The organism is Micromonospora sp. KC207, from assembly GCF_004348615.1.
GTDB lineage: Bacteria > Actinomycetota > Actinomycetes > Mycobacteriales > Micromonosporaceae > Micromonospora.
Window position 1 is genome coordinate 1 of the sequence record NZ_SMKJ01000015.1, and the last position, 20,091, is coordinate 20,091.

22 protein-coding genes and 3 tRNA genes are annotated in these 20,091 nt (G+C 72.5%); 12 read left to right on the plus strand and 13 right to left on the minus strand.

Annotation, left to right across the window (positions count from 1 at the left end):
- The 5 genes from E1258_RS03400 to E1258_RS03420 all read left to right on the plus strand — a co-directional run.
- On the plus strand, positions 1 to 601 hold a 601-nt coding region (locus E1258_RS03400; protein WP_132396730.1), incomplete at its 5' end, for a polysaccharide deacetylase family protein.
- A gap of 154 nt (positions 602 to 755) precedes the next feature.
- A tRNA-Glu gene (locus tag E1258_RS03405) sits at positions 756 to 828 on the plus strand.
- Between the two features lie 40 nt (positions 829 to 868).
- Positions 869 to 942 (plus strand) — tRNA-Asp (locus tag E1258_RS03410).
- 104 nt (positions 943 to 1,046) lie between these two features.
- Positions 1,047 to 1,120, plus strand: a tRNA-Phe gene (locus tag E1258_RS03415).
- 279 nt (positions 1,121 to 1,399) lie between these two features.
- A complete protein-coding gene (locus tag E1258_RS03420) occupies positions 1,400 to 1,915 on the plus strand; it encodes an SRPBCC family protein (protein WP_132396732.1) in 516 nt (171 codons plus the stop codon).
- Between the two features lie 84 nt (positions 1,916 to 1,999).
- On the opposite strand, the gene E1258_RS03425 is transcribed toward E1258_RS03420, so the two are convergent.
- Positions 2,000 to 2,707 carry a DUF2786 domain-containing protein gene (locus E1258_RS03425; RefSeq protein ID WP_132396734.1) on the minus strand — a complete coding sequence of 236 codons (708 nt, stop codon included), beginning with the start codon at positions 2,705 to 2,707 and terminating at the stop codon, positions 2,000 to 2,002.
- Between the two features lie 122 nt (positions 2,708 to 2,829).
- Here E1258_RS03425 and E1258_RS03430 point away from each other — a divergent pair, with 122 nt between their 5' ends.
- Positions 2,830 to 3,255, plus strand: a complete 426-nt coding sequence (locus tag E1258_RS03430; protein WP_132396736.1) for a hypothetical protein — start codon at positions 2,830 to 2,832, stop codon at positions 3,253 to 3,255.
- Between the two features lie 43 nt (positions 3,256 to 3,298).
- Here the strand turns inward: E1258_RS03430 and E1258_RS03435 are convergent, their stop codons facing one another.
- On the minus strand, positions 3,299 to 3,688 hold the full coding sequence (locus E1258_RS03435) for a hypothetical protein (RefSeq protein ID WP_132396738.1): 390 nt from the start codon (positions 3,686 to 3,688) through the stop codon (positions 3,299 to 3,301).
- 168 nt (positions 3,689 to 3,856) lie between these two features.
- Here E1258_RS03435 and E1258_RS03440 point away from each other — a divergent pair, with 168 nt between their 5' ends.
- Positions 3,857 to 5,200: an ABC transporter substrate-binding protein gene (locus tag E1258_RS03440; RefSeq protein WP_132396740.1), complete on the plus strand. Its 1,344-nt coding sequence runs from the start codon at positions 3,857 to 3,859 to the stop codon at positions 5,198 to 5,200.
- 133 nt (positions 5,201 to 5,333) lie between these two features.
- Here the strand turns inward: E1258_RS03440 and E1258_RS03445 are convergent, their stop codons facing one another.
- Positions 5,334 to 6,077, minus strand: coding sequence for an enoyl-CoA hydratase/isomerase family protein (locus tag E1258_RS03445; protein ID WP_207919379.1), 744 nt, complete (start codon positions 6,075 to 6,077; stop codon positions 5,334 to 5,336).
- The gene (locus tag E1258_RS03450) at positions 6,074 to 6,931 is read right to left on the minus strand and encodes a 3-hydroxyacyl-CoA dehydrogenase family protein (RefSeq protein WP_132396744.1); all 858 of its coding nucleotides are present in this window, start codon (positions 6,929 to 6,931) and stop codon (positions 6,074 to 6,076) included. The genes E1258_RS03445 and E1258_RS03450 overlap by 4 nt, the downstream gene beginning before the upstream one ends.
- A 161-nt stretch (positions 6,932 to 7,092) precedes the next feature.
- Between E1258_RS03450 and E1258_RS03455 the strand changes: the two genes are divergently transcribed.
- Positions 7,093 to 7,380 (plus strand): hypothetical protein, encoded by a 288-nt coding sequence (locus tag E1258_RS03455; protein ID WP_132396746.1) that lies wholly within the window; start codon positions 7,093 to 7,095, stop codon positions 7,378 to 7,380.
- Positions 7,381 to 7,511: 131 nt separating this feature from the next.
- On the opposite strand, the gene E1258_RS03460 is transcribed toward E1258_RS03455, so the two are convergent.
- The gene (locus E1258_RS03460) at positions 7,512 to 8,291 is read right to left on the minus strand and encodes a bifunctional 2-polyprenyl-6-hydroxyphenol methylase/3-demethylubiquinol 3-O-methyltransferase UbiG (RefSeq protein WP_132396748.1); all 780 of its coding nucleotides are present in this window, start codon (positions 8,289 to 8,291) and stop codon (positions 7,512 to 7,514) included.
- 53 nt (positions 8,292 to 8,344) lie between these two features.
- Here E1258_RS03460 and E1258_RS03465 point away from each other — a divergent pair, with 53 nt between their 5' ends.
- Positions 8,345 to 8,755 (plus strand): PPOX class F420-dependent oxidoreductase, encoded by a 411-nt coding sequence (locus E1258_RS03465; RefSeq protein ID WP_132396750.1) that lies wholly within the window; start codon positions 8,345 to 8,347, stop codon positions 8,753 to 8,755.
- Between the two features lie 165 nt (positions 8,756 to 8,920).
- Here E1258_RS03465 and E1258_RS03470 read toward each other — a convergent pair whose 3' ends face one another.
- Positions 8,921 to 9,130 carry a BldC family transcriptional regulator gene (locus tag E1258_RS03470; protein ID WP_007073996.1) on the minus strand — a complete coding sequence of 70 codons (210 nt, stop codon included), beginning with the start codon at positions 9,128 to 9,130 and terminating at the stop codon, positions 8,921 to 8,923.
- Between the two features lie 285 nt (positions 9,131 to 9,415).
- On the minus strand, positions 9,416 to 10,255 hold the full coding sequence (locus tag E1258_RS03475) for a hypothetical protein (RefSeq protein ID WP_132396752.1): 840 nt from the start codon (positions 10,253 to 10,255) through the stop codon (positions 9,416 to 9,418).
- A 217-nt stretch (positions 10,256 to 10,472) separates the two neighbouring features.
- Here E1258_RS03475 and E1258_RS03480 point away from each other — a divergent pair, with 217 nt between their 5' ends.
- Both E1258_RS03480 and E1258_RS03485 read left to right on the plus strand, forming a co-directional pair.
- A complete protein-coding gene (locus E1258_RS03480; RefSeq protein ID WP_132396754.1) occupies positions 10,473 to 11,552 on the plus strand; it encodes a Glu/Leu/Phe/Val dehydrogenase in 1,080 nt (359 codons plus the stop codon).
- Between the two features lie 332 nt (positions 11,553 to 11,884).
- Positions 11,885 to 12,100: a DUF3073 domain-containing protein gene (locus E1258_RS03485; RefSeq protein WP_036373645.1), complete on the plus strand. Its 216-nt coding sequence runs from the start codon at positions 11,885 to 11,887 to the stop codon at positions 12,098 to 12,100.
- Positions 12,101 to 12,244: 144 nt separating this feature from the next.
- Here the strand turns inward: E1258_RS03485 and amcA are convergent, their stop codons facing one another.
- The 5 genes from amcA to E1258_RS03510 form a co-directional block, all read right to left on the minus strand.
- Complete coding sequence (gene amcA, locus E1258_RS03490; RefSeq protein WP_132396756.1) at positions 12,245 to 12,481, minus strand: multiple cyclophane-containing RiPP AmcA; 237 nt, start codon at positions 12,479 to 12,481, stop codon at positions 12,245 to 12,247.
- A complete protein-coding gene (amcB, locus tag E1258_RS03495; RefSeq protein WP_305847262.1) occupies positions 12,450 to 13,556 on the minus strand; it encodes a cyclophane-forming radical SAM peptide maturase AmcB in 1,107 nt (368 codons plus the stop codon). The genes amcA and amcB overlap by 32 nt, the downstream gene beginning before the upstream one ends.
- Before the next feature lie 131 nt (positions 13,557 to 13,687).
- Positions 13,688 to 14,842, minus strand: a complete 1,155-nt coding sequence (gene purM / locus E1258_RS03500; protein WP_132396760.1) for a phosphoribosylformylglycinamidine cyclo-ligase — start codon at positions 14,840 to 14,842, stop codon at positions 13,688 to 13,690.
- A gap of 65 nt (positions 14,843 to 14,907) precedes the next feature.
- Complete coding sequence (gene purF, locus E1258_RS03505; protein WP_132396762.1) at positions 14,908 to 16,446, minus strand: amidophosphoribosyltransferase; 1,539 nt, start codon at positions 16,444 to 16,446, stop codon at positions 14,908 to 14,910.
- A gap of 149 nt (positions 16,447 to 16,595) precedes the next feature.
- Positions 16,596 to 16,970 carry a sterol carrier family protein gene (locus E1258_RS03510; RefSeq protein WP_132396764.1) on the minus strand — a complete coding sequence of 125 codons (375 nt, stop codon included), beginning with the start codon at positions 16,968 to 16,970 and terminating at the stop codon, positions 16,596 to 16,598.
- A 158-nt stretch (positions 16,971 to 17,128) separates the two neighbouring features.
- Here E1258_RS03510 and E1258_RS03515 point away from each other — a divergent pair, with 158 nt between their 5' ends.
- A complete protein-coding gene (locus E1258_RS03515; protein WP_165949617.1) occupies positions 17,129 to 19,234 on the plus strand; it encodes a carboxypeptidase-like regulatory domain-containing protein in 2,106 nt (701 codons plus the stop codon).
- A gap of 95 nt (positions 19,235 to 19,329) precedes the next feature.
- Here the strand turns inward: E1258_RS03515 and E1258_RS03520 are convergent, their stop codons facing one another.
- Entirely contained in the window at positions 19,330 to 20,091 is a 762-nt protein-coding gene (locus E1258_RS03520; RefSeq protein WP_132396766.1) for a 2-phosphosulfolactate phosphatase, read from the minus strand.

Consider the following 20,091-nt stretch of genomic DNA (forward strand, 5'->3'; position numbering starts at 1 on the left):
CCCCACCGCCCTCCCGGCCGGGCTGCGCCGGACCACGGGCGGCCGGGCGGTGGCGTTGACCTTCGACGACGGGCCCGACCCGACGTGGACGCCGAAGATCCTCGACCAGCTCCGGGCGGCTGGGGCGAAAGCCATCTTCTGCGTGGTCGGCACGCAGGTACGAAAGCACCCGCAGCTGGTCGCCCGGATCGCCCGCGAGGGTCACCAACTCTGCAACCACAGCTGGCGGCACGACATCGACCTCGGCCGGCGGCCGGTCGTCGAGATCCGCGCCGACCTGACGCGCACCAACCGCGCCATCCAGGCGGCCGCGCCAGGGGCCAAGGTGTCCCTCTACCGCCAGCCGGGTGGGCGGTGGACCCCCGAGGTGGTAACGGTGGCGAAGCAGCTCGGCATGCGATCGCTGCACTGGAGCGTCGACCCGCAGGACTGGGCGAAGCCGACCGCCCCGACGATCACGAAACGGGTCACCGGCGCGGCCAGGCCAGGCTCGGTCGTGCTGATGCACGACGGGGGCGGGAACCGGGCCGCCACGGTCGCCGCCTGCGCTCGCCTGATCGGCGACCTGCAGCGGCGCTACGGGCTCACCCGGCTCGGCTAGACCGCCCGTGAACTGCCGTTTTGCAGCCGATTGCGCCCCCGGCCATACCGATTTGTTTCGCGGGCCGCCCGTCACGTATGCTTTCCAAGCCTCCGGCGGGGCCGGATGGGAGCAAGTCCGCTAGAAGTTGCGAGTGTGCAATGATGGCGGGGCCGCCCTCATCGTCTAGCGGCCCAGGACGCCGCCCTTTCAAGGCGGTAGCACGGGTTCGAATCCCGTTGGGGGCACGACCGGCGCAAGCCGGAGCAACACCGGTAACACCAGCAAGGTCCTGTGGAGCAGTCGGAGTGCTCGCCGCCCTGTCAAGGCGGAGGTCGCGGGTTCAAGTCCCGTCAGGACCGCAAGCGCTGACGCCGCGCGTAAGATGCGCGGCGTTCTGCGTTATCGGAGCAGGTGCCCTACCGACGGTGACTCCGCCGCTTGGGTACGATGAGCCGAGCAGCACGGCCAGGTAGCTCAGTTGGTACGAGCGTCCGACTGAAAATCGGAAGGTCGGCGGTTCGACCCCGCCCCTGGCCACATAGCCTTTCGCCGGGCTACAGAGGTCCCCACCAGCGGAAACGCGGGTGGGGATCTTGCTTTTGCGGTGCCAGTCGCGTCGGCCCCGTTTCAGCGATGGGGCACTCGGGCACATCCTGAACGGTCCCGGCCCCCGGAGGAACCCCCGACCTCCAAGATCCCCCTCGCTGGCGGCGTCAGACCACTCGGCGCGACTGTCCGGCATCCGAGCGCATCGGGTCCGGATACCGGCACCATGCAAGCTGCACTCCAAGGCACCAGCCGGTATGGTCCGGGCCTATGGGACAGGAGATCGACGGTCCGACAACCGTCCGGCAGGACGTCGCCCAGTACTCGCTCCGCAGCAGTCTCCTCGTTCCCGCCTCCGCCGAGCGAGCCTTCGCGGTCTTCACGGGGGCCCTCACCGACTGGTGGGTGCCGGAATACACCTGGTCCGGGCCGGCCGCGCTTGCCGAGTTGGGCATCGAGCCGCACGCCGGCGGCATGCTCTACGAAATCGGCCCGCACGGTTTCCGCGCCGACTGGGGCCGGGTGCTCACCTGGGACCCGCCCCGCCGCCTGGTGTTCGTCTGGCAGATCGGGCCGGACCGGGTACCGGTCCCCGACCCGGCGCAGGCCAGCGAGGTCGAGGTGTTGTTCCTTCCCGAGGGCCCGGAGCAGACCCGGGTGGAGGTCGAGCACCGACACTTCGACCGGCACGGCGAGGCCGCCGAGGGGTACCGGCAGGCGCTCACGGCGGGCTGGCACGAACTGCTCTCCCGGTACCTGTCCTCGGTCCTGCACCCTGATGCCTGACCCGGCCCGGCTCCGCCGCGTACCCGATCGGCTCCACCCGCCATGGTTGGCACCCCCTGCGGACCGCCAGCGGCCCCGCGCCGGTCAGCGGGTGAGGCCCCGAGCCGGCCGAGAGGCGGGGGGCACTCCCCGGCCGCCCAGGTCGGCGCGGCGGCCCGCCGCCGCGCCCGAGCCGAACCCGGTGCCGCCGAGCCGCCTCGGTGCGGCCGTGCGCAGCCGGGGGTAGACCTCGGTGACCCGGCGCTGGACCTGGTCCGAGCGGTCGGCCAGCACCAGCGCGACGGAGGGCCCGCCCGAGTCGGCCACCGCGCCGGCCTCCGCCGCTGCCAACCGCCCGCCGACCACCTGGGCGAACCCGGCGAGCCAGGACCGCCGGAACGCGGCCAGGTGCTCGCCCGCCGGGACGGCGGCGCCGGCCAGCCCGTGCGCGGCCTGCACCAGCAGCGAGGTGTAGAGCAGGTCGACCCGCTCCAGGTCGCTGGCGAAGCCGAAGAGGTGCATCGCGAAGCCGTCACCGTGCCGGCGGCGCACGCACCGGCAGCGCAGCGGGTCGGCGACGGCGGCGAGCAGGCCGGCCTTGTCCCGGGCGTACGGGGCGACGACCTCGACCACCCGGTCGCCGACCGGGTCGGTGGCCGGGTCGCGGGCCGCCAGGAGGGCCCGGTCCACGCCGTAGCGGGCGATCAGCTCGGTGGCCTTGGCGGTGAAGGCGGCGGACTCCTGCGGCGTGCAGGCCGGGTCCTCCGCCTTCGCCAGCAGCTTGCGCACCTTGGCGAGCATGGCCTGCGACATGCCACCAGAGCTATCACATCGACCCTGCCACGGCCGCCCGACGCCGCCGAGATCGACCAGTATCATTGCCATGGCCGGTCGGCCGTCCCACCTGGACGGTCAGCAACCCGTTGGAGGCACCCATGTCGTCCCCGGTCGTCCGCCTGCTGTCCACCTCGACGGCTGCGGCCGTGTCGGCGTTCGCCCTCGCCGCGCCCGCCGTCGCCGCCCCGTTACCCGCCGACAACCTCACCGGCACGCTCACCACCTGCTACGGCGGCGCGGTGCGCTCGTATTTCCAGACCGGAGGCTGGGGCGGAGAGGCCGGCACCTACCGGACCACCAGCCGCTGCGCGGACATCAACGTCCGGAACGCGAGCAGCTTCGGCACCCAGGCGTGCGTGGTCTTCGTCGACAAGACCAACAACTGCAACTACTGGACCTACCTCCCCGCGAACTCGGGGTGGACGACGGTGGCCACCAACGTCCGCGACGGGGTGAACTTCCGGGTCCGCTTCTCGAACCTGCGCTACGAGTACGAGCCGCTGATCGCGTACCACGCGTTCTGACCGGCGGAGCCCCGGCGCCCGTCCCCCCGGGCCGGGCCGGGTGTCAAGCGGCCCGGCTGCGCAGGGTCGCCACCGTCGAGCCGGCGAGGGTGAGCAGGCAGTCCGGCAGCAGGCCGTCGGCGACCGCCGCACCGAAGAGCGCCTCCCCCGTGTCCGCGTCGGCGTTGGCGTACGCGCTGACGAAGCGCGCCACCCAGCGGGTGTCGTAGCCGGCCTCGTCGATGCCGGGGAACTCCAGCGCCGCGCCGCCGTGGGCAGGCACGTCCCCGACCATGGTGGCCGCGAGGCACCAGGCGACCCCGTACGCGCCGGCCAGGCCGGACCGGTCGACCACCTCGTCGAAGGTGCCCACCACCGCCTCGCCGTCCCCGGTCAGGGCCGAGTGGAGCACGGCGGTCGCGTCGTCCAGCGTCTGCTGCGGTACGTCCGTCACCCGCCGAACTGTACGTCGGGTGGTCAAGCGGTGACCACCCGAGAGCGCGAACCCGTGACCCTCCGTGCACACACAGGGCTAGCAGGCGTTTGGCTCGCCTCCACGGTCCCGCCGGCCAGCCAGGCACGCTAATGTGCGCAGCGGACCTTTCCCGGAGGAAGGACGACCATGCTCGTATCACCCGGCTCGCGCGTCGCCGCCCTGGCGGCCTGCGGGGCGCTGCTCCTCGCCGGTGCCGGCTGCGGCACCGACGACTCCAAGGAGGCGACCACCACCCCACAGGTCCGCCTCTACGGCACCGACGGCAACATGACCAACGCGTACGCCGTGGAGTTTAAGGAGCGCGCCGACCTGCTCGACGGTATGAAGGGCACGACCCCGCTCACGCCGTTGCCGGACTCCTTCAAGAACCGCCTCCGCAGCGTCAACTCGAAGCTGACGGACTACCTCTACTCCGCCGAGTCGTACGACGCGGTCATGATCAGTGCCCTGGCCGCGCAGCTTGCCGGCACCACCGAGCCGGCCGCGATCGCCAAGCAGATCGTCGGTGTCACCAACAACGGCCAGCGGTGCGAGAAGCCGGCGGACTGCCTGCGGCTCGCGCGGGACGGCCGGGACATCGAGTACCGGGGCGTATCGCTCAACCGGGCCGGGTTCACCGACGCCGGGGAGCCGGCCACGGCCAGCTACGCCACCTTGACCTTCGGCCAGCAGAAGATCGACGACGGCAAGACCGAGTTCGTCGGCGCCGGTGACGACTCGGCGGCGAGCACCAAGAACCCGCCCCGGCCGCAACGGCAGCGCGGCGCGAGGGCCCACTCGGCGCCACTGGTCCTGGGCGGGCTGCTGCCGCGCACCGGCGACCTGGCCCTCGCGTACCCGCCGCTGGCCGCCGGAGCCGCGCTCGCCGTCAAGGAGATCAACGCAGCGGGCGGGGTGCTCGGTGAGGACGTGGTCTGGGTCGACGGTGACGACGGCACGAACCCGTCCGTCGCGAAGGCCACCGTGGCGAAGCACATCCAGGAGGGCGTGCACGTCATCATCGGCGCCGGTGCCTCGGGCATCTCCCGGGCCGTCCTGCCCGACGTGGTGGCCGCCGGCCTGGTGCTCTTCTCGCCGTCCAACACCGACGCCGGGCTGACCGCGGTCGAGGACAAGGGGCTCTACTTCCGTACCGCCCCACCGGACAGCCTCCAGGGGCGCGCCCTGGCCGACGTGATCCTGCGTGACGGGCCGCACCGGATCGCCCTGGTCGCGCGAAAGGACTCCTACGGCGAGGGCCTCCAGGAAAACGTCCGCGCCGAGCTGGAGCGGGCCGGGCTGGACGGCGACCGGGTGAAGCTGCTGACGTACGAGCCGCCGGCCGACGCGAAGGCCCCGCCGCTGGACTTCACCGCCGGGGCCCGCGAGATCAAGGCGTATGGCGCGGACGCGGTGTTGGTCATCGGCTTCGGCGAGTCCGCGCAGGTGATCCGGGCGCTGGCCGACTCCGGGGTGCAGATCCAGCACTGACGGCACCCGACCGCACCGACGGCCGCCCCCGCAGGATCGCTCGCGGGGGCGGCCGTCGCGGTTCCGGCGGGGGCCGGCGGCCTCGGCGGTTCCGGCGGGGAGCCAGCGCGGCCTCGGCGGTCGTGGCGGCGGATCAGCGGCTCCGGCGGCGCTCCAGGAACTCGGTCATCCGCCGCCGCTTCTCCTCGTCCTCGAACAGCACCGCCTGGCTGACCAGGTCGAGGTGCGGATGGGCGGCCGGAGGCGCGTCCACGGCCAGCTTGGTCAGCCGCAGCGCCAGCGCGGAGCCCTTGGCCATCTCGTCGAGCAGCCCGTGCGCGGCGGGCAGCAGCTCGGCCGGCTCGTCGACCACCCGGTTGACCAGGCCGATCCGCAGCGCCTCTGCGGCGTCCACCCGACGGCCGGTGAAGAGCAGTTCCTTGGCCCGGGCCTCACCGACGAGCGCCGGCAGCCGGTGGGTCGCGCCCGCGCCGGCCAGGATGCCCAGCCGCACCTCGGGCTGCCCGAAGACGGCGCGCGCCGTGCACAACCGCAGGTCACACGCGTACGCAAGCTCGGCCCCGCCGCCCAGCGCCGGCCCGTCCACGGCGGCGACGGTCGGCATCGGCAACGCCCGGACCCGGGCGAACGCGGCGGAGTTGATCGCGGCGAGCGCGTCGAGCCGGCCGCGCCCGCGAAGCTGGCCGATGTCCGCCCCGCCGGCGAATATGCCCTCGGTGCCGCCGGTGAGCAGCAGCAGCCGGGGCCGGGCCTCCAACTCGGCGCAGACGGCGTGCAGCTCGGCGATCAGCTCGGCGTCGATCGCGTTGCGCTTCTCGGGCCGGTCCAGCGTCACCACCAGCCGGTCGGGACGCTCCTCGATCCGCAGCCCGCTCACCGCTTCCCGCCCTCGTCCCATCGGTAGAAGCCCTGCCCGGACTTGCGACCCAGCTTCCCCTCGGCGACCATCCGCTCCAGCAGCGGCGGGGGCGCGAACCGGTCCCCGTACGCGACCTGGAGGGTGCGGGCGATGTCGAGCCGGACGTCCAGCCCGACCAGGTCGGTCAGCTCCAGCGGGCCGACCGGGTGTCGGTAGCCGAGCACCATGGCCTTGTCGATACCGGCGGGGCTGGCCACCCCGTCGGCGACCATCCGGATCGCCTCCAAACCGAGGGTCACCCCGAGCCGGGAGGTGGCGAAGCCGGGCAGGTCGCGTACCACGACGGGGTCCTTGCCGAGCCGGCCGGCGAGCGCGACGGCCGCCGCGGTGGTCTCGTCGGCGGTGGCCGGGCCCACCACGATCTCCAGCAGCGCCATGGCCCAGACCGGGTTGAAGAAGTGCAGGCCGAGGAAGCGCTCGGGACGGTCCAGCCCGGCGGCCAGCTCGCCGATGGCGATGCTGGAGGTGTTGCTGCCGAGCAGCGCGGGACGCAGGGCGGCGGCGTCGCGCAGCACCGCCCGCTTGAGGTCGAGCCGCTCGGGGACGGCCTCCACCACCACGTCCGGCGCGGGCGTGATCTCGCCGAGGGACCCGCGCAGCGTCAGCCGCTCCCGGTTGGCCGTCGCCTCGTCGGCGGTGAGCCTTCCGCGCTGGACCGCCCGCTCCCACAGCTCGCCGAGCCGCGCCCCGGCGGCGGTCGCCCGGCCCGCGTCGACCTCCACCAGCTCGACGCGGTACCCCGCGCCGGTCGCCACGTAGGCGATGCCGAGGCCCATCGTGCCGGCCCCGACGACGACAAACCGACCGCTCATGACGTCTCCTCGCTCCGCCCGGCGCGCGGGGTCTCCGCCGTGCCCAGGCGCTCGCTCCGCTGGCTCATGGGTGCGACCCTATGCAGCACCGCCACTCGGCGGATGCGTGGGGGCGCGTCGATCCGGGTAAGGACGGCCGTCAACCGAGGGAAGGACCCGACATGAGCCAGGCACCGGAGAGTGTGGAGAGCACCGAGACCGTGGAAACCCGGGGCGACGAGCGGGTCGACCTGCTCCGCGCGGACACCAACAACGACGGGAAGACCGACGTCTGGGTGGTCGACACCGACGGCGACGGCCGGGCCGACCTTTTCCAGTTCGACACCGACGGTGACGGCAAGGTGGACATCACGATGGTCGACCTCGACGAGGACGGCACTCCCGACGAGGTCGTCGACGGCGACGGCGGCCTTCCGCCCGAGCAGCTCCCCCCGACCGTCCAGGTCTGAGATGCAAGGAAGGGCCCCTGTTAACGCATTCTGCATAGCAGGGGCCCCCTGTTAACGCGGACGTTGACAGGGGGCCCCTGCTAACGCCCGCGCCCGGCTCTCGGCCACGCCCCAGGGACGTAGCGGCGCGCTCAGCCGGTCAGGGTCAGCGTCGCCAGGTAGTACGGGGCGTCCCGGTCGTCCACGTCGGCCAGCCGCCACGGGGTGCCCCGCACCAGGTCGGCCAGCTCGGCCACGGAGCAGACCAGGTAGTCGAACCACTCGGTGCCCAGCTCGCGGTAGCGCAGCCGCAGCCGTAGCTGGCCGCCGAGCCGGCGGCGCCGCCGGTTGCGCTCGTGGTAGCCGGTGTGCACCGGGTCGCTGGTGCCGTACGGGTCGGTGCCGTGCGCGATGACCTGCGCCCCGGGCCGGGCGAGCGCGGCCAACGCGGCGAGGAACGCGGGCGCGCGCTCCCGCCCCTCCAAGAGCCCGAGGTTGTTGCCGAGCAGCAGGAAGGTGTCGTACCGCCGGCCGTCGGCGACGTGCTCGTCGACCGTGCCGTGCACCAGGTCCCGCACGCCGCGCCGTCGGCACACCTTCAGCGCCCCGAGCGAGGTGTCCAGACCGGTCACCGGCACGCCGCGCTCCTGAAGCAACAGCGCGATCCGGCCGGCGCCGACGCCGACGTCCAGCGTCTCGCCGCGCACCCGGTCCACGGCCCGGTGGTCGTACGGCTGCCAGTCCTCGGGGCCGGCCAGGTAGTGGGCGGCGGGGGCACCGTTGATCAGGCCGTCGTCCCGCTCGATGACCTCCACGACCGGCCGGGGCAGCCGCCCACCGGCCAGCGGCCGGGCGCCGCTGCCGCTGGCCACGGCGAGGGCGTCCCGCAGCAGCTCGCCGAAGACGTCGCCGATCCTGGGTTCCCCGGTCATAGGGTTCACGCTATCCCCGCTGCGGTCCGGCCGCTCGGCCGTATCCTGTCGGCGTGACCACCTTGGACCGGCTGGGTGCCGAGAAGTACGTACTGTTGACCACGTTCCGCAGGGACGGGCGGGCTGTGCCCACACCGGTGTGGGTGGTCCGCGACGGTGACGCGCTCGCCGCGTGGACCGCCTCTGATTCCGGCAAGGTGAAACGCATCCGGCGCAGCGGCGAGGTCACGGTCGCCCCGTGCGACGTGCGGGGCCGCCCGCACGGCGCGGCGGTGGCCGGCCGGGCGACGATCTGTGATCCGGCGGGTACCCTGCGAATCCGCGAGTTGCTGAAGCAGAAGTACCGGCTGTTGGGCCGCCTCAGCCTGCTGGGTAGCCGGCTACGCCGGGGCGAGGGCGGCACGGTGGGCATCCGGCTGACCCTCGCCGAGCAGGCCGACCCCGGAGCCGAGCAGAGCGGGTGAGGCGCGAAATCCCGGAGGGAAGCGAACTGCTGAGAGGGCAGGGCCTCGAAGGCGAGCAAAGCAGCCCGGCGACCTGAAGCCCCGGGCCGGACACGGATCAGGGGCGGCAGATGCGATCTGCCGCCCCTGATCGGAACGAAAACTTCTGAAGGACTTCCCGGCGGGTCAGTCCCCCTGGCGTTGCTGGGGGATCTGCCCCTGCAGCAGGGCGCGAACCTCCGACTCGCGGTAACGGCGGTGGCCGCCCAGGGTGCGGATGGCACTGAGCTTGCCAGCCTTGGCCCACCGGGTCACCGTCTTCGGGTCGACACGGAACATCGACGCCACCTCGGCCGGTGTGAGCAGCGGCTCCGGTTCGTGCGTTCGCGATGCCATATCGGTCACTCCTCCACAGGTATAGACATCGGCCGGGGTCCCGCCGGCCGACGCGTCTCCCATGGTCCGGCTAGTCCCCGATGTCCGACATGGGCCGAACGGCCGAAGGTCCCTAGACGGACGGATGAACCATGCCCGATTTATACGACTAATACACGTCAGAAACCACCTTATTCGGACTCATAATCACTGGTCGTGATGCTCCAATTACGAGCCAACCTCACCTTGGGAGCGGTTCCATGGGCGGTTTGTTCCCCCTTGGGTAGGTCTTTACCCAGGTCAGCGCTAGTTGCACCGCTCCAGCAACTGGACCGCCCGCCACCGCGCGACGAGCCGGTCGTACGCCGCTGACGCCTCCTCGGCCTCCCCCTTGGACAGCCCGGTGAGGCCACCCGCGACGAGAGCCGGGGAATCGTCCTCGGCGAGGGCCTCGTCGGAGAGCAACTGGACCAGGCCGCCGTAGTCCAGCTCCACCACCGAGCGCGGGTGGAACTCCTCCAGCCAGCGCGCGGCCTCCTTCACCGCCTCGGTGATCGGCGCTTCGCCGACGGTCTTGCGCAGCACCGACAGCGCCCGGGACGACCGGCGGCGAGCCTTGGAGATCTCCGTCCGGTACCGCAGCGCGCGCCGCCCGGGCCGGGTCACCAGGTCCCGCTCCTCGAAGTCGAACAGCACGAACCAGCGCAGCGGCACCCCCCAGGTGGCGATCTGCTCGTGCACCCGCGGGACGCCGTGCTCCAACACCCGGGCCCCGCTGCGCCAGTCCTCCACGACCGCCTTGGCCTGCCCGGCCAGGATCGGTGGCACGAACGCGTCGGCCAGCACGGACGGCACGCCGTCGCGGGCGCTCAGCGCCGCCTCGGCCACCCGGATTCGCAGGTTCCACGGGCAGACCAGCAGGGTGTCGTCGACCTCCAGGACGTACGCCTCCTCGGGCAGGTCGGGCAGCCGGGTCCAGCCCGCACCGAGCGCCTCGATGACCGCCGTCCGCTGCCGCACCGGCCCCTCCGACGGGGCCACCGCCCGCCCCTGTTGGACGTAGCGCCGCCAGAAGGACTGGCGGTCCCGGTCGAAGGCGGTCAGCGGCTCGTACACCCGCAGGTACGAAGCGAAGAGCGACGGCACGGCGCGATCCTCCCACGAGACGGAACCCCGACGCCCACAGCGCCCCCGGTCACGCGCGCGGCACCCCACCGGCCCGCCGGACGCCCGCGCACCTGGGCACGCTGCGGACGACGGCACGGCGTCGGCCGATACTAGGCTCGGTAGCACCGGCAGCATCCCGCCGGCGTGCGACCAGGTCCGCGTCCCACAAGGACGCATACCGTCACAGGAGTCAGCCATGGGCGTTTTCACCAGCACCGACGACCCGTCGTCCACCGGCCACGAGCAGGTCGTGTTCTGCCAGGACACGCAGACCGGCCTGCGCGCGATCATCGGGATCTACTCCACCGCGCTCGGCCCCGCGCTCGGCGGCACCCGCTTCTACCCATACGCCGACGAGGAGTCGGCGCTTGCCGACGTGCTCGACCTGTCACGCGGCATGGCGTACAAGAATGCGCTCGCCGGGCTCGACCTGGGCGGCGGCAAGGCGGTCATCTGGGGCGACCCGGAGCAGCTCAAAAGCGAGCCGCTGCTGCGCGCGTACGGCCGCTTCGTGGAGTCGCTGAACGGCCGCTACTACACCGCCTGCGACGTCGGCACATACGTGGCGGACATGGACGTGATCGCCCGGGAGACCCGCTACGTCACCGGCCGCAGCGTCGAGCACGGCGGTGCCGGGGACTCCTCGGTGCTGACCGCCTGGGGCGTCTTCCAGGGGATGCGGGCCGCCGCCGAACACGTCTGGGGCGCGCCCACCCTGAACGGCAGGCGGGTCGGCGTGGCCGGGCTGGGCAAGGTCGGCAAGCACCTGACCCGGCACCTGCTCGACGACCACGCCGAGGTGGTGGCGACCGACGTCGACCCCCGGCCGCGCGAGTGGGTGCGCGCCAACCATCCGCAGGTCGAGCTGGTCGACGACGCCGCCCTCGTCGCCGCCGACATCGACGTGTACGCCCCGTGCGCGCTGGGCGGCGCCCTGAACGACGACACGGTGCCGGCGCTACGGGCGAGGGTGGTCGCCGGGGCGGCGAACAACCAGCTCGCCCACCCGGGCATCGAGAAGCTGCTCGCCGAACGGGGCATCCTCTACGCCCCCGACTATGTGGTGAACGCCGGCGGGGTGATCCAGGTGGCCGACGAAATCGAGGGCTTCAACTTCGAGCGGGCCAAGCTCCGGGCCACCCGCATCTACGACACCACGCGGCAGATCCTGCGGCTCGCCGACGCCGAGGGGGTGCCGCCGGCGGTGGCGGCGGACCGACTCGCCGAGCGCCGGATGGCGGAGGTCGGCCGGCTGCGCGCCATCCACCTGCGGTGAGGGTCACCTACTGCGGTGAAGGTCACAGCCCGACCCGGAGGCGGTCACCGCCCCGGGTCGGGCGACCGGGCAGGGCTGCCGGGCAGGTGACGTTAAGCTGGAAATCGGGGTGAAACGGCCCAACTGCCCGGAGTCACGGGCACTTCGGCAACCGCCCCTTACCTCGATACGATCGGTGACGGCCGGATGACTGCGACGCGTGGAGCCGGCCTGCGGTAACCCGAGGTGCCGAAGGGCGGCATCCCCATGTACCGTAAGAGCCACGAGAGATGCCTGACGTCATCGGGGCCCGCCTTCGGGCTGCCCCGAATTCTGTGCGAGGGGGTCGAGCCATGGGGCGCGGCCGTGCTAAGGCCAAGCAGACGAAGGTGGCCCGGGAGTTGAAGTACCACTCCCCGAACACCGACCTCACCGCCTTGCAGCGCGAACTGGCGGGTGCTGGTAAGTCGAACCACGACTTCGACGACGACTACAAAGAGTATGTCGACGACGACGACGAGGATCACGCGGACGAGGACCCGGACCCTTGGGTCCGCCCAACCCGTTGACCCCCGGGGGCAGTTGAGCACGCGGTAGTCCGCGTGCTCGCGTGTGTGCCCGTCCGGGGCCGGCGTACCAACCGATGATCAAGGATCTGTCCACCGGCGGCGTTCCAACCGATCGGCAGGTCCTTGATCTCGGAGTCATGCCCCTCAACGGGGCCGGTTGTTCCAGTTGTAGAACGTCGGGATGTTCTCGAAGTGGTTCCAGGCGCAAACCGCGCCCGCGCCATCGTGTCCCGCCGCCTCCGACCGCAGCCGGCGCGCATCCTCCGCCTCCTGCAGCAGCGCGACGAGCCCGTCTGCGACATCCAGCACCCGGTCGGCGACCGGGCCCTCGGTGGTCCCTCCGACGCGCTCAGGCTGTCGGTGTCCGGTGTTTTCGGGCATGGTCCAACACTCCCTCCAGTAAGCGGATCTTGCTGTTGCGGCAGTGCTCGGTCTCCGTACCGTCGAAACGCCCCAGCTCGAAGTAACGGTTGGCGGCGTGCCCGCCACCGCAGAACCCGAAGTACGGGCAGGACGCCCGGCACGCCTCCACACCGGCCAGGAACTCACCCACCCAGCCGGTCGCCCGCTCCGCGTTGGCCAGGATCTCGGCCAGCGGTGTGGTCAGCACGTTGCCGCTGCTGAAATCGCCGTACCCGGGGGCGGAGAAGCCGGCCAACTCCGGGGAGAGCACGACCACCGACCCGTCGTGGCCGACCGTGGGGATCGGGTCGAGCCGCCGGGGCAGCAGCCCGTCGACCGTACCGTCGAGGACCGCCGCGGCGTACCGCAGCGACCACTCCACCTCGCGCAGGTGAATGCGGGGGTCGCGACGCCAGGCGGACACCAGCTCCGCCCAGAACGCTCGCACCTGGGCCGCGTCGTGGGCGTTGCCCCGGGTGTTGACCCCCTCCGTCTCCTCGATGTTGACGCCCAGCACCTCGCAGCCCAGGCCGAGGAAGTAGTCGTACAGCTCAGCGGCCCGACCCGGCTCCGGGTCGTTGACCACCGCCAGGGCCGAGAACGGCAGCCCGTGCCGGCGCAGCGCCGCGACCCCCCGCACGATCCGGTCGTACGCCGGCCGGCCGGCGCGGGTGACACGGTCGCCGTTGCGCCCGCGCGGCCCATCCACGCTCACGCTGACCCGCACCCGGTGCGCGGCGAGGAACTCGCACCAGGCGTCGTCGATAAGGGTCGCGTTGGTCTGCACGTGGTGCTCGACCTCCGGGCCGAACGGGGCGATCAGGGCGGCCAGGTGCTCCCGGCCGGCCGCGAGCGGCTCCCCGCCGTGCCACACCACCGAGAACCGGCCGGCCACCGCCCAGCGGTTCACCGAGGCCGCGACCGCCTCGGCGACCGCGACCGGCATCCGCCGATCCGCCGCCCGCAACGGCAGGTAGCAGTACGCGCAGTCGAGGTTGCAGAGGGTGGTCGGCTGCATCACGACGTACGACGGGACCGGGGAGATTCCCCGCATCCCGCTGAGCGGCCGTCCCCGAGCAGCCATCGCCCTCCTTCCCCACCCGAAGGGTGGCCTTCAGGCTAGGCGGCGATGGCCGCTCGGGTAACCCCCGCTCAGACGCCTTGACTGATCAATGACTCTCGATACTAACCCCGGGTGTGCTGGCCAACCATCTGCACCTTGCCGGTGCCCTCGATGATCTCGCCAGCCTGCCAGGCGTCCACGCCCCGCCCGGTCAGCGTGGCGAGCGCACGGTCGGCGTCCTCGGCGGAGACGATGGCGAACATGCCCACGCCCATGTTGAACGTCGCCTCCATCTCGTGGTCCTCGATCCGGCCCTTGGACTGGATCAGGTCGAAGATGGGCTGCGGCTTCCACGTGGAGCGGTTGACCACCGCGTCCACGTTCTCCGGCAGGATGCGGACCAGGTTCCCCGGGATGCCGCCGCCGGTGACGTGCGCGATCGACCGCACCTCGGCCTCGGCGATCAGCTTGAGGCAGTCCTGGGCGTAGATCTTGGTCGGGGTGAGCAACTCCTCGCCGAGGGTGCGCTGCCGGCCGAAGTCCTCGATCACCACGTCCAGCCGCATCCGGCCGGCGCCCAGCAGCACGTGCCGGACCAGGGAGTAGCCGTTGGAGTGCAGGCCCGAGGAGCGCATCGCGATGACCACGTCACCGGTCTCCACCCGCTCCGGGCTGAGGATCTCGCTCTCCTCCACCACCCCGACGCCGGTGGCGGAGACGTCGTACTCGTCCGGGCGCAGCACGCCGGGGTGCTCGGCGGTCTCGCCGCCGAGCAGCGCGCAGCCGGCGTACCTGCAGCCGTCGGCGATGCCCGCGCCGATCTCGGCCACCTTGTCGGGGACGACCTCGCCGCAGGCGATGTAGTCGAGCAGGAACAGCGGCTCGGCCCCGCAGGCCACCAGGTCGTCCACGACCATCGCGACCAGGTCGATGCCGATCGTGTCGTGGATGTCGAGCTGCTGGGCGATCACCAGCTTGGTGCCGACGCCGTCGGTGGAGGACGCGAGGATCGGGTTCCTGTACTTCTTCGTGTCCAGCCGGAACAGGCCGGCGAAGCCGCCGAGGTCGCCCATGACCTCCGGACGACGGGTCTGCTTGACCTTGGACTTGAGCAGCTCGACCGCACGGTCGCCCGCCTCGATCGAGACGCCCGCGTCCGCGTACGAGACCGAGCGTTTACGCGCCGGGCGGCCGGTGCCGGCCGTCCAGGGCGTGCGGTCGCCGCCGGTGCTGGTCGAGCTGCTTCCTGTGCCGCTGCGCTCGGACACGTGCGTCACGGTTCTCCCCTTTTGTGGTTCTCGCGGGGCCCGGCGGTGGCCGGTCGGACCCGCGTCGGGCGATGCTATGGGCGGTGTACGGTCGCGCCGCCCGAAGTGGCGACGAGCGGTGGGACGACGTGCCCGAGGGCGTCCGGGGCATCGGCGACCCGGCGTCCCACCCCTTCGAGCACGTGCTTGCCGATCAGGTTCCCGGCCGGCAGCTCGATCGGGTACTCCCCATCGAAGCAGGCCCGGCAGAGCCGGGTCTTCGGCTGCTCGGTCGCGGCGATCAGGCCGGGCAGCGAAACATAGCCCAGCGTGTCGGCGCCGATGGACCGCCGGATGCCCTCGTTGTCCAGCCCGTTGGCCAACAGCTCGGCCCGGGTGGCGAAGTCGATGCCGTAGAAACACGGCCAGTTGACCGGCGGGGAGGAGATCCGCACGTGGACCTCCAGCGCGCCCGCCTCGCGCAGCATCCGCACGATCGCCCGCTGGGTGTTGCCGCGCACGATCGAGTCGTCGACCACCACCAGCCGCTTGCCCCGCACGTTCTCCCGCAGCGGGTTGAGCTTCAGCCGGATGCCGAGCTGGCGCAGGGTCTGCGACGGCTGGATGAAGGTCCGGCCGACGTACGGGTTCTTCATCAGACCGGCGCCGTAGGTGATGCCGGACTCCTCGGCGTACCCGATGGCCGCCGGGGTGCCGGACTCCGGCACCGGGATGACCAGGTCCGCCTCGACCGGGTGCTCCTTGGCGAGCTGACGGCCGATCTGCACCCGGGCCGCGTGCACGTTGCGCCCCGCGATGGTGGCGTCGGGGCGGGCGATGTAGACGTACTCGAAGAGGCAGCCCTTCGGCTCGGGCGAGGCGAACCGGGCCGATCGCAGGCCGTCCTCGTCGATGGCGATCAGCTCGCCCGGCTCCACCTCGCGGACCACGCTCGCGCCCACGATGTCCAGCGCGGCGGTCTCGCTCGCCACCACCCAGCCGCGCTCCAACCGGCCGAGGACCAGCGGGCGCACGCCGTGCGGGTCGCGGGCCGCGTAGAGCGTCGACTCGTCCATGAAGACGAAGCTGAACGCCCCGCGTAGCTGGGGCAGCACCTCCAGCGCGGCGGCCTCGACCGACAGGTCCGGCCGGCTGGCCAGCAGCATGGTCACCAGCGAGGTGTCGTTGGTCGCGCCGTCGGCGACCAGGCCCCGCTCGGCCACCTCGCGCTGCAACTCGGCGGTGTTGACCAGGTTGCCGTTGTGCGCCAGCGCGATGGTGGTGCCCGCGCTGGTGGACCGGATGGTCGGCTGGGCGTTCTCCCAGGTCGAGCCGCCGGTCGTCGAGTATCGCGCGTGACCGATCGCCAGGTGCCCACGCAGGCTCGCCAGGGTCGGCTCGTCGAATACCTGGGCCACCAGGCCGAGGTCTTTGTAGACCACCACCCCGGAGCCGTCGCTGACGGCTATCCCGGCGGCCTCCTGGCCACGGTGCTGGAGGGCGTAGAGCCCGAAGTAGGTCAGGTTGGCGACCTCCTCCCCGGGCGCCCAGACGCCGAAGACGCCGCAGGCGTCCTGGGGGCCGGGTCGCTGGGGATCAAGGTCGTGGCTCAGCCGGCCGTCGCCTCGGGGCACCTGCCGCTCCCTCATGCTGGTCGGGACTGGCCGGGCCGGACGGAGTTGCTGGTCCGCGTTGCCCGGCCGGGACCACTGTCGTCGCCTGACAGTGTACGCGAATCAGCGTCAATACAGAAAGTCACGGTCCAGCTCCGGTGAGTGATCGTCTAGTCGGATCGTTCACTCAGATGAAGCGGAAGGTGCGCGGAGAGGTCCGAACGGGCCCCGCTGACCCGAACACGACCCTCGGTGACCGCGTCCGCCCAGCTCCGGCGGCCCGTCGCGAGCTCCAGCCACGTGGTCGGATCCAGCTCGACGACGTTCGGCGGGGTGCCGCGGGTGTGTCGGGGACCGGGAATGCACTGAACTGCACCGTAAGGTGGGACACGCACCTCCACCGATCGGCCGGGGGCACGCTCCGTGAGGGCGGCCAACAAGGCACGGACCGCCTCCCGGAACACCGGCCGTTCGGGCGTACGACCTTCATCGAGCGCGGCGAGCGCCTCGGCGACCGCTGCGGACTTAAAGTGCGGAGAGGACACGAAGGGACGATACGACCCTGCTCCGGCGCTTTCGACGCTGGCCCTGGGTCGCGCCGATCCGGTCAGACAAGGCATAGTTGCCGACGGCGTATTCGTACCGTGATGATCCCCGGCCGGCGCCCCGCCGGCCAGGGAAGTCAGACCGGAAGGCGGTGGACGTGTCAACACACCGACGTGCCTGGCAGCAGCGGGCCGGTGTGGTCGTGGCGCTGGTTGTCGGCGCCCTGCTCGCCACCCCCGCCACACCCGCCCTGGCCGCTCCCAGTGTCGGCAACGTATCGGCCTCGCCGAGTTCGGTCGAAGCTGGCGGCACCGTGCGAGTCACCTACAGCCTGAAATTCGCCATCCCCGACGAATCGGCCGACGTGCAGGTCAACTCGAACAACTCGAAGCTGACCTGCGTTGACGGCTGTTCTCGCGGGCGCGTCGACCAGAGCGCCAACTACACCGCAACCTTCAGGCTCGCCGCCGATGCCGCCAACGGCTCCGCTGTGATCACGGTCAAGGCCACCGACACGAACGGTCAGAGCCAGCAGGGCTCGACGACGGTCACCTTGGTCGCCAAGGCCGCGCCGACGACCCCCGCCCAGACACAGACCGTCAGGTCGGTCTCCGGCAAGGTCGTCGCGACGGCCAACGGCGAGGCGGTGCCGAACGCCGTCGTGATGCTCCAGGACAGCGCCGGGCACCGCTACGAGACCACCAGCAACGGCAGCGGCAACTTCAGCTTCACCGGCAGCACCGACCGGCCCATCACTCCCGGCCGGATCGACATCGGCGCAATCCAGGGCACGGTGAACGCCACCAAGTCCTTCACCGCGAGTGCCGGGCAGAGTGTGAGCGGCCAGCGGCTCAGCCTGGCGATCAAGGTCGAGGTGAGCCCGAGCCCCAGCCCGTCGGCCAGCGAGGAGCCGCTGCCGACCGACGAGGCGACCGACGAGGCCACCGAGGAGACGCCGGGTGCCACCGCGGGCGCCGTGAAGAACGCCGCCGCCGAGGACGACAGCGGCTTCGGGTCCTGGCTGCTCATCCTGCTCGGCGGCCTGTTCGTGGCGGTCGGCGTCGGTACCATCGTGCTGCTGTGGATGAAGCGCCGGGAGACCGGCGACGACACCGAGGACGCCCCGACGGGTGCCGCCGCGGCGGGCGCGATCCCGGCCACCCGGGGGGCGTACGGCGGGGTGGACGACCAGACGCGAGTGGTGAACCGGGTGGGTGCCGGCCCCGCCCCGACGATGGTCGGCGGCACCTCGCTCAGTGACGCCCCGACGATGATGCACCGGCCGATCGTCGACGACGTTCCGCCGGACCCCTACGGCGCTCCGCCCGCCCAGTACGGCGCGGGCGGCCAACAGCAGGGCGGTTGGGCCGGCGGCGGCTACGGCGACGAGCCCCAGGCCGGCGGTTACGGCGCGGCCGGCGGGTACGGCGGCGCGCCGGCCTCCGGTGCCGGCTACGGCACCGCCCCCGCATCGGGCGGCGGCTACGGCAGCGCCTCCGCGCCGGGCGGGTACGGCAGCGCCCCGGCCTCGGGTGGCGGGTACGGCAACGCGCCGGCCTCGGGTGGCGGCTACGGCAGCGCCCCGGCCTCGGGTGGCGGGTACGGCAGCGCGCCGGCCTCGGGTGGCGGGTACGGCAACGCGGGCGACGGATACGGCGCCGAGGCACCGTCCGGCGGCGGGTACGGCGCCCCGGCGGGCGCACCGGCCAGGGGGTACCCGGCCCAGGGCGGTGGCGGCTACGGCGGCGAGCGCTACGACGAGCCGACCGGGCGCTACACCGGCGACGGCACCGCCTCCTACACACCACCCGCCGACCCGTACCCGACCAGCACCTACCAGCCAGAGCAGGCTCACGGCTACGGCCAGCCGGAGGCCCCGCAGTACGGCCGGGGCGGCGGCGAGCCCACCGGCGGCTACGGCGGCGGCGAGCCCACCGGCGGGTACGCCGGCGGCAGTGCACCCACCGGCGGGTACGGCACCGAAGGCTACGGCCAGCAAGGCGGCTACGACCAGCGCGGCGGGTACGGCACCGAGGGCTACGGCCAACAGGGGGGCTACGGCCAACAGGGCGGGTACGGTCAGGAGCCCCCGCAGCAACGCGGCGGCTACGACGACCGCGGTTACGCGCAGCCGACCAGCTACGACCAGCAGCAGGGCGGCGGCTACTACGACGACCAGGCCCAGCAGCAGGGCCGGGACCGGCCCGACGGCCCGCCGCAGCAGGACCGGGGTGGCCGCCGGCTGGACTGGTTGGACGACTGATCTGACGCGGGCCCATCCCGCGCCCGAACGACGAGGGGAGCGGCTGCCGACTCCGGCAGCCGCTCCCCTCGAGTAGGCGTGTGTGGCCCGGCTGCTCAGAGCCGGGCGGCGGAGAAGACGCCCTGGCGCAGCACCGGCACCACGCCCGAGACATTGACCTGGACGGCGACCTCCACGTCCCCGCCGAAGCCACCCTCGGTCAGTTCGCGGCCGGAGACGCAGCCGCGCACGGCGGACGGTACGTCCGGAATGGCGGCCAGCGCGGCAAGCGCCATCGCCGCCTCCACCGACAGCCCGCCGGGCACACCGGAGAGCGCGTCGAGCACATACGCCGCCCCGAGCTGGTCCTCCACCGACGGGCGCAGCGAACCGTCCGGCCAGCGCTCCCCGGAGGCCACCACGCCGATCGGGGCGTCGACCGAGCCGTACCCCTGGTCGGTCAGCCAACGCCCGACGGCGCGGGCGTTACGCAGGCAGGCCGCGACCACCGGCAGCCCCGTGGCGCTGGCGGCGGCGCTGATCGCCGAGCCGTTCGGCGACGGCAGCACCAGGTCCGCGACGGCCGGCGCGGTGCGCAGGGCCGCCGGGGAGAGCGACCACGGCTGGGCCGGGGTCACCTGCCGACGCCCCACGGCGGCAACCGCGCCGACCCGGCGGGCGTACTCGGCCGCCTGCTCGCCCCAGGGGAACGGGTGCACCCGCATGCCCCGGGCGACCGCCACCTCCACGGTGGTGGTGAACGAGAGCACGTCCACCACCACCAGGACGGCGCAGACGCGGCCGAGTTCCGCCGCCCCGGCCAGCCCCCAGTCGAACCGGGCACCCGAGCCGGGCTGGGCGTAGACCGTTACGGTCAA

What these genes read in the sequence shown, in the direction of transcription:
- E1258_RS03420 (WP_132396732.1), top strand. Translation starts at nt 1,400, where the DNA reads ATGGGACAGGAGATCGACGGTCCGACAACCGTCCGGCAGGACGTCGCC.
- E1258_RS03425 (WP_132396734.1), bottom strand. Translation starts at nt 2,707, where the DNA reads ATGTCGCAGGCCATGCTCGCCAAGGTGCGCAAGCTGCTGGCGAAGGCG.
- E1258_RS03430 (WP_132396736.1), top strand. Translation starts at nt 2,830, where the DNA reads ATGTCGTCCCCGGTCGTCCGCCTGCTGTCCACCTCGACGGCTGCGGCC.
- E1258_RS03440 (WP_132396740.1), top strand. Translation starts at nt 3,857, where the DNA reads ATGCTCGTATCACCCGGCTCGCGCGTCGCCGCCCTGGCGGCCTGCGGG.
- E1258_RS03450 (WP_132396744.1), bottom strand. Translation starts at nt 6,931, where the DNA reads ATGAGCGGTCGGTTTGTCGTCGTCGGGGCCGGCACGATGGGCCTCGGC.
- E1258_RS03455 (WP_132396746.1), top strand. Translation starts at nt 7,093, where the DNA reads ATGAGCCAGGCACCGGAGAGTGTGGAGAGCACCGAGACCGTGGAAACC.
- E1258_RS03460 (WP_132396748.1), bottom strand. Translation starts at nt 8,291, where the DNA reads ATGACCGGGGAACCCAGGATCGGCGACGTCTTCGGCGAGCTGCTGCGG.
- E1258_RS03470 (WP_007073996.1), bottom strand. Translation starts at nt 9,130, where the DNA reads ATGGCATCGCGAACGCACGAACCGGAGCCGCTGCTCACACCGGCCGAG.
- E1258_RS03480 (WP_132396754.1), top strand. Translation starts at nt 10,473, where the DNA reads ATGGGCGTTTTCACCAGCACCGACGACCCGTCGTCCACCGGCCACGAG.
- E1258_RS03485 (WP_036373645.1), top strand. Translation starts at nt 11,885, where the DNA reads ATGGGGCGCGGCCGTGCTAAGGCCAAGCAGACGAAGGTGGCCCGGGAG.
- amcA (WP_132396756.1), bottom strand. Translation starts at nt 12,481, where the DNA reads ATGCCCGAAAACACCGGACACCGACAGCCTGAGCGCGTCGGAGGGACC.
- amcB (WP_305847262.1), bottom strand. Translation starts at nt 13,556, where the DNA reads ATGCGGGGAATCTCCCCGGTCCCGTCGTACGTCGTGATGCAGCCGACC.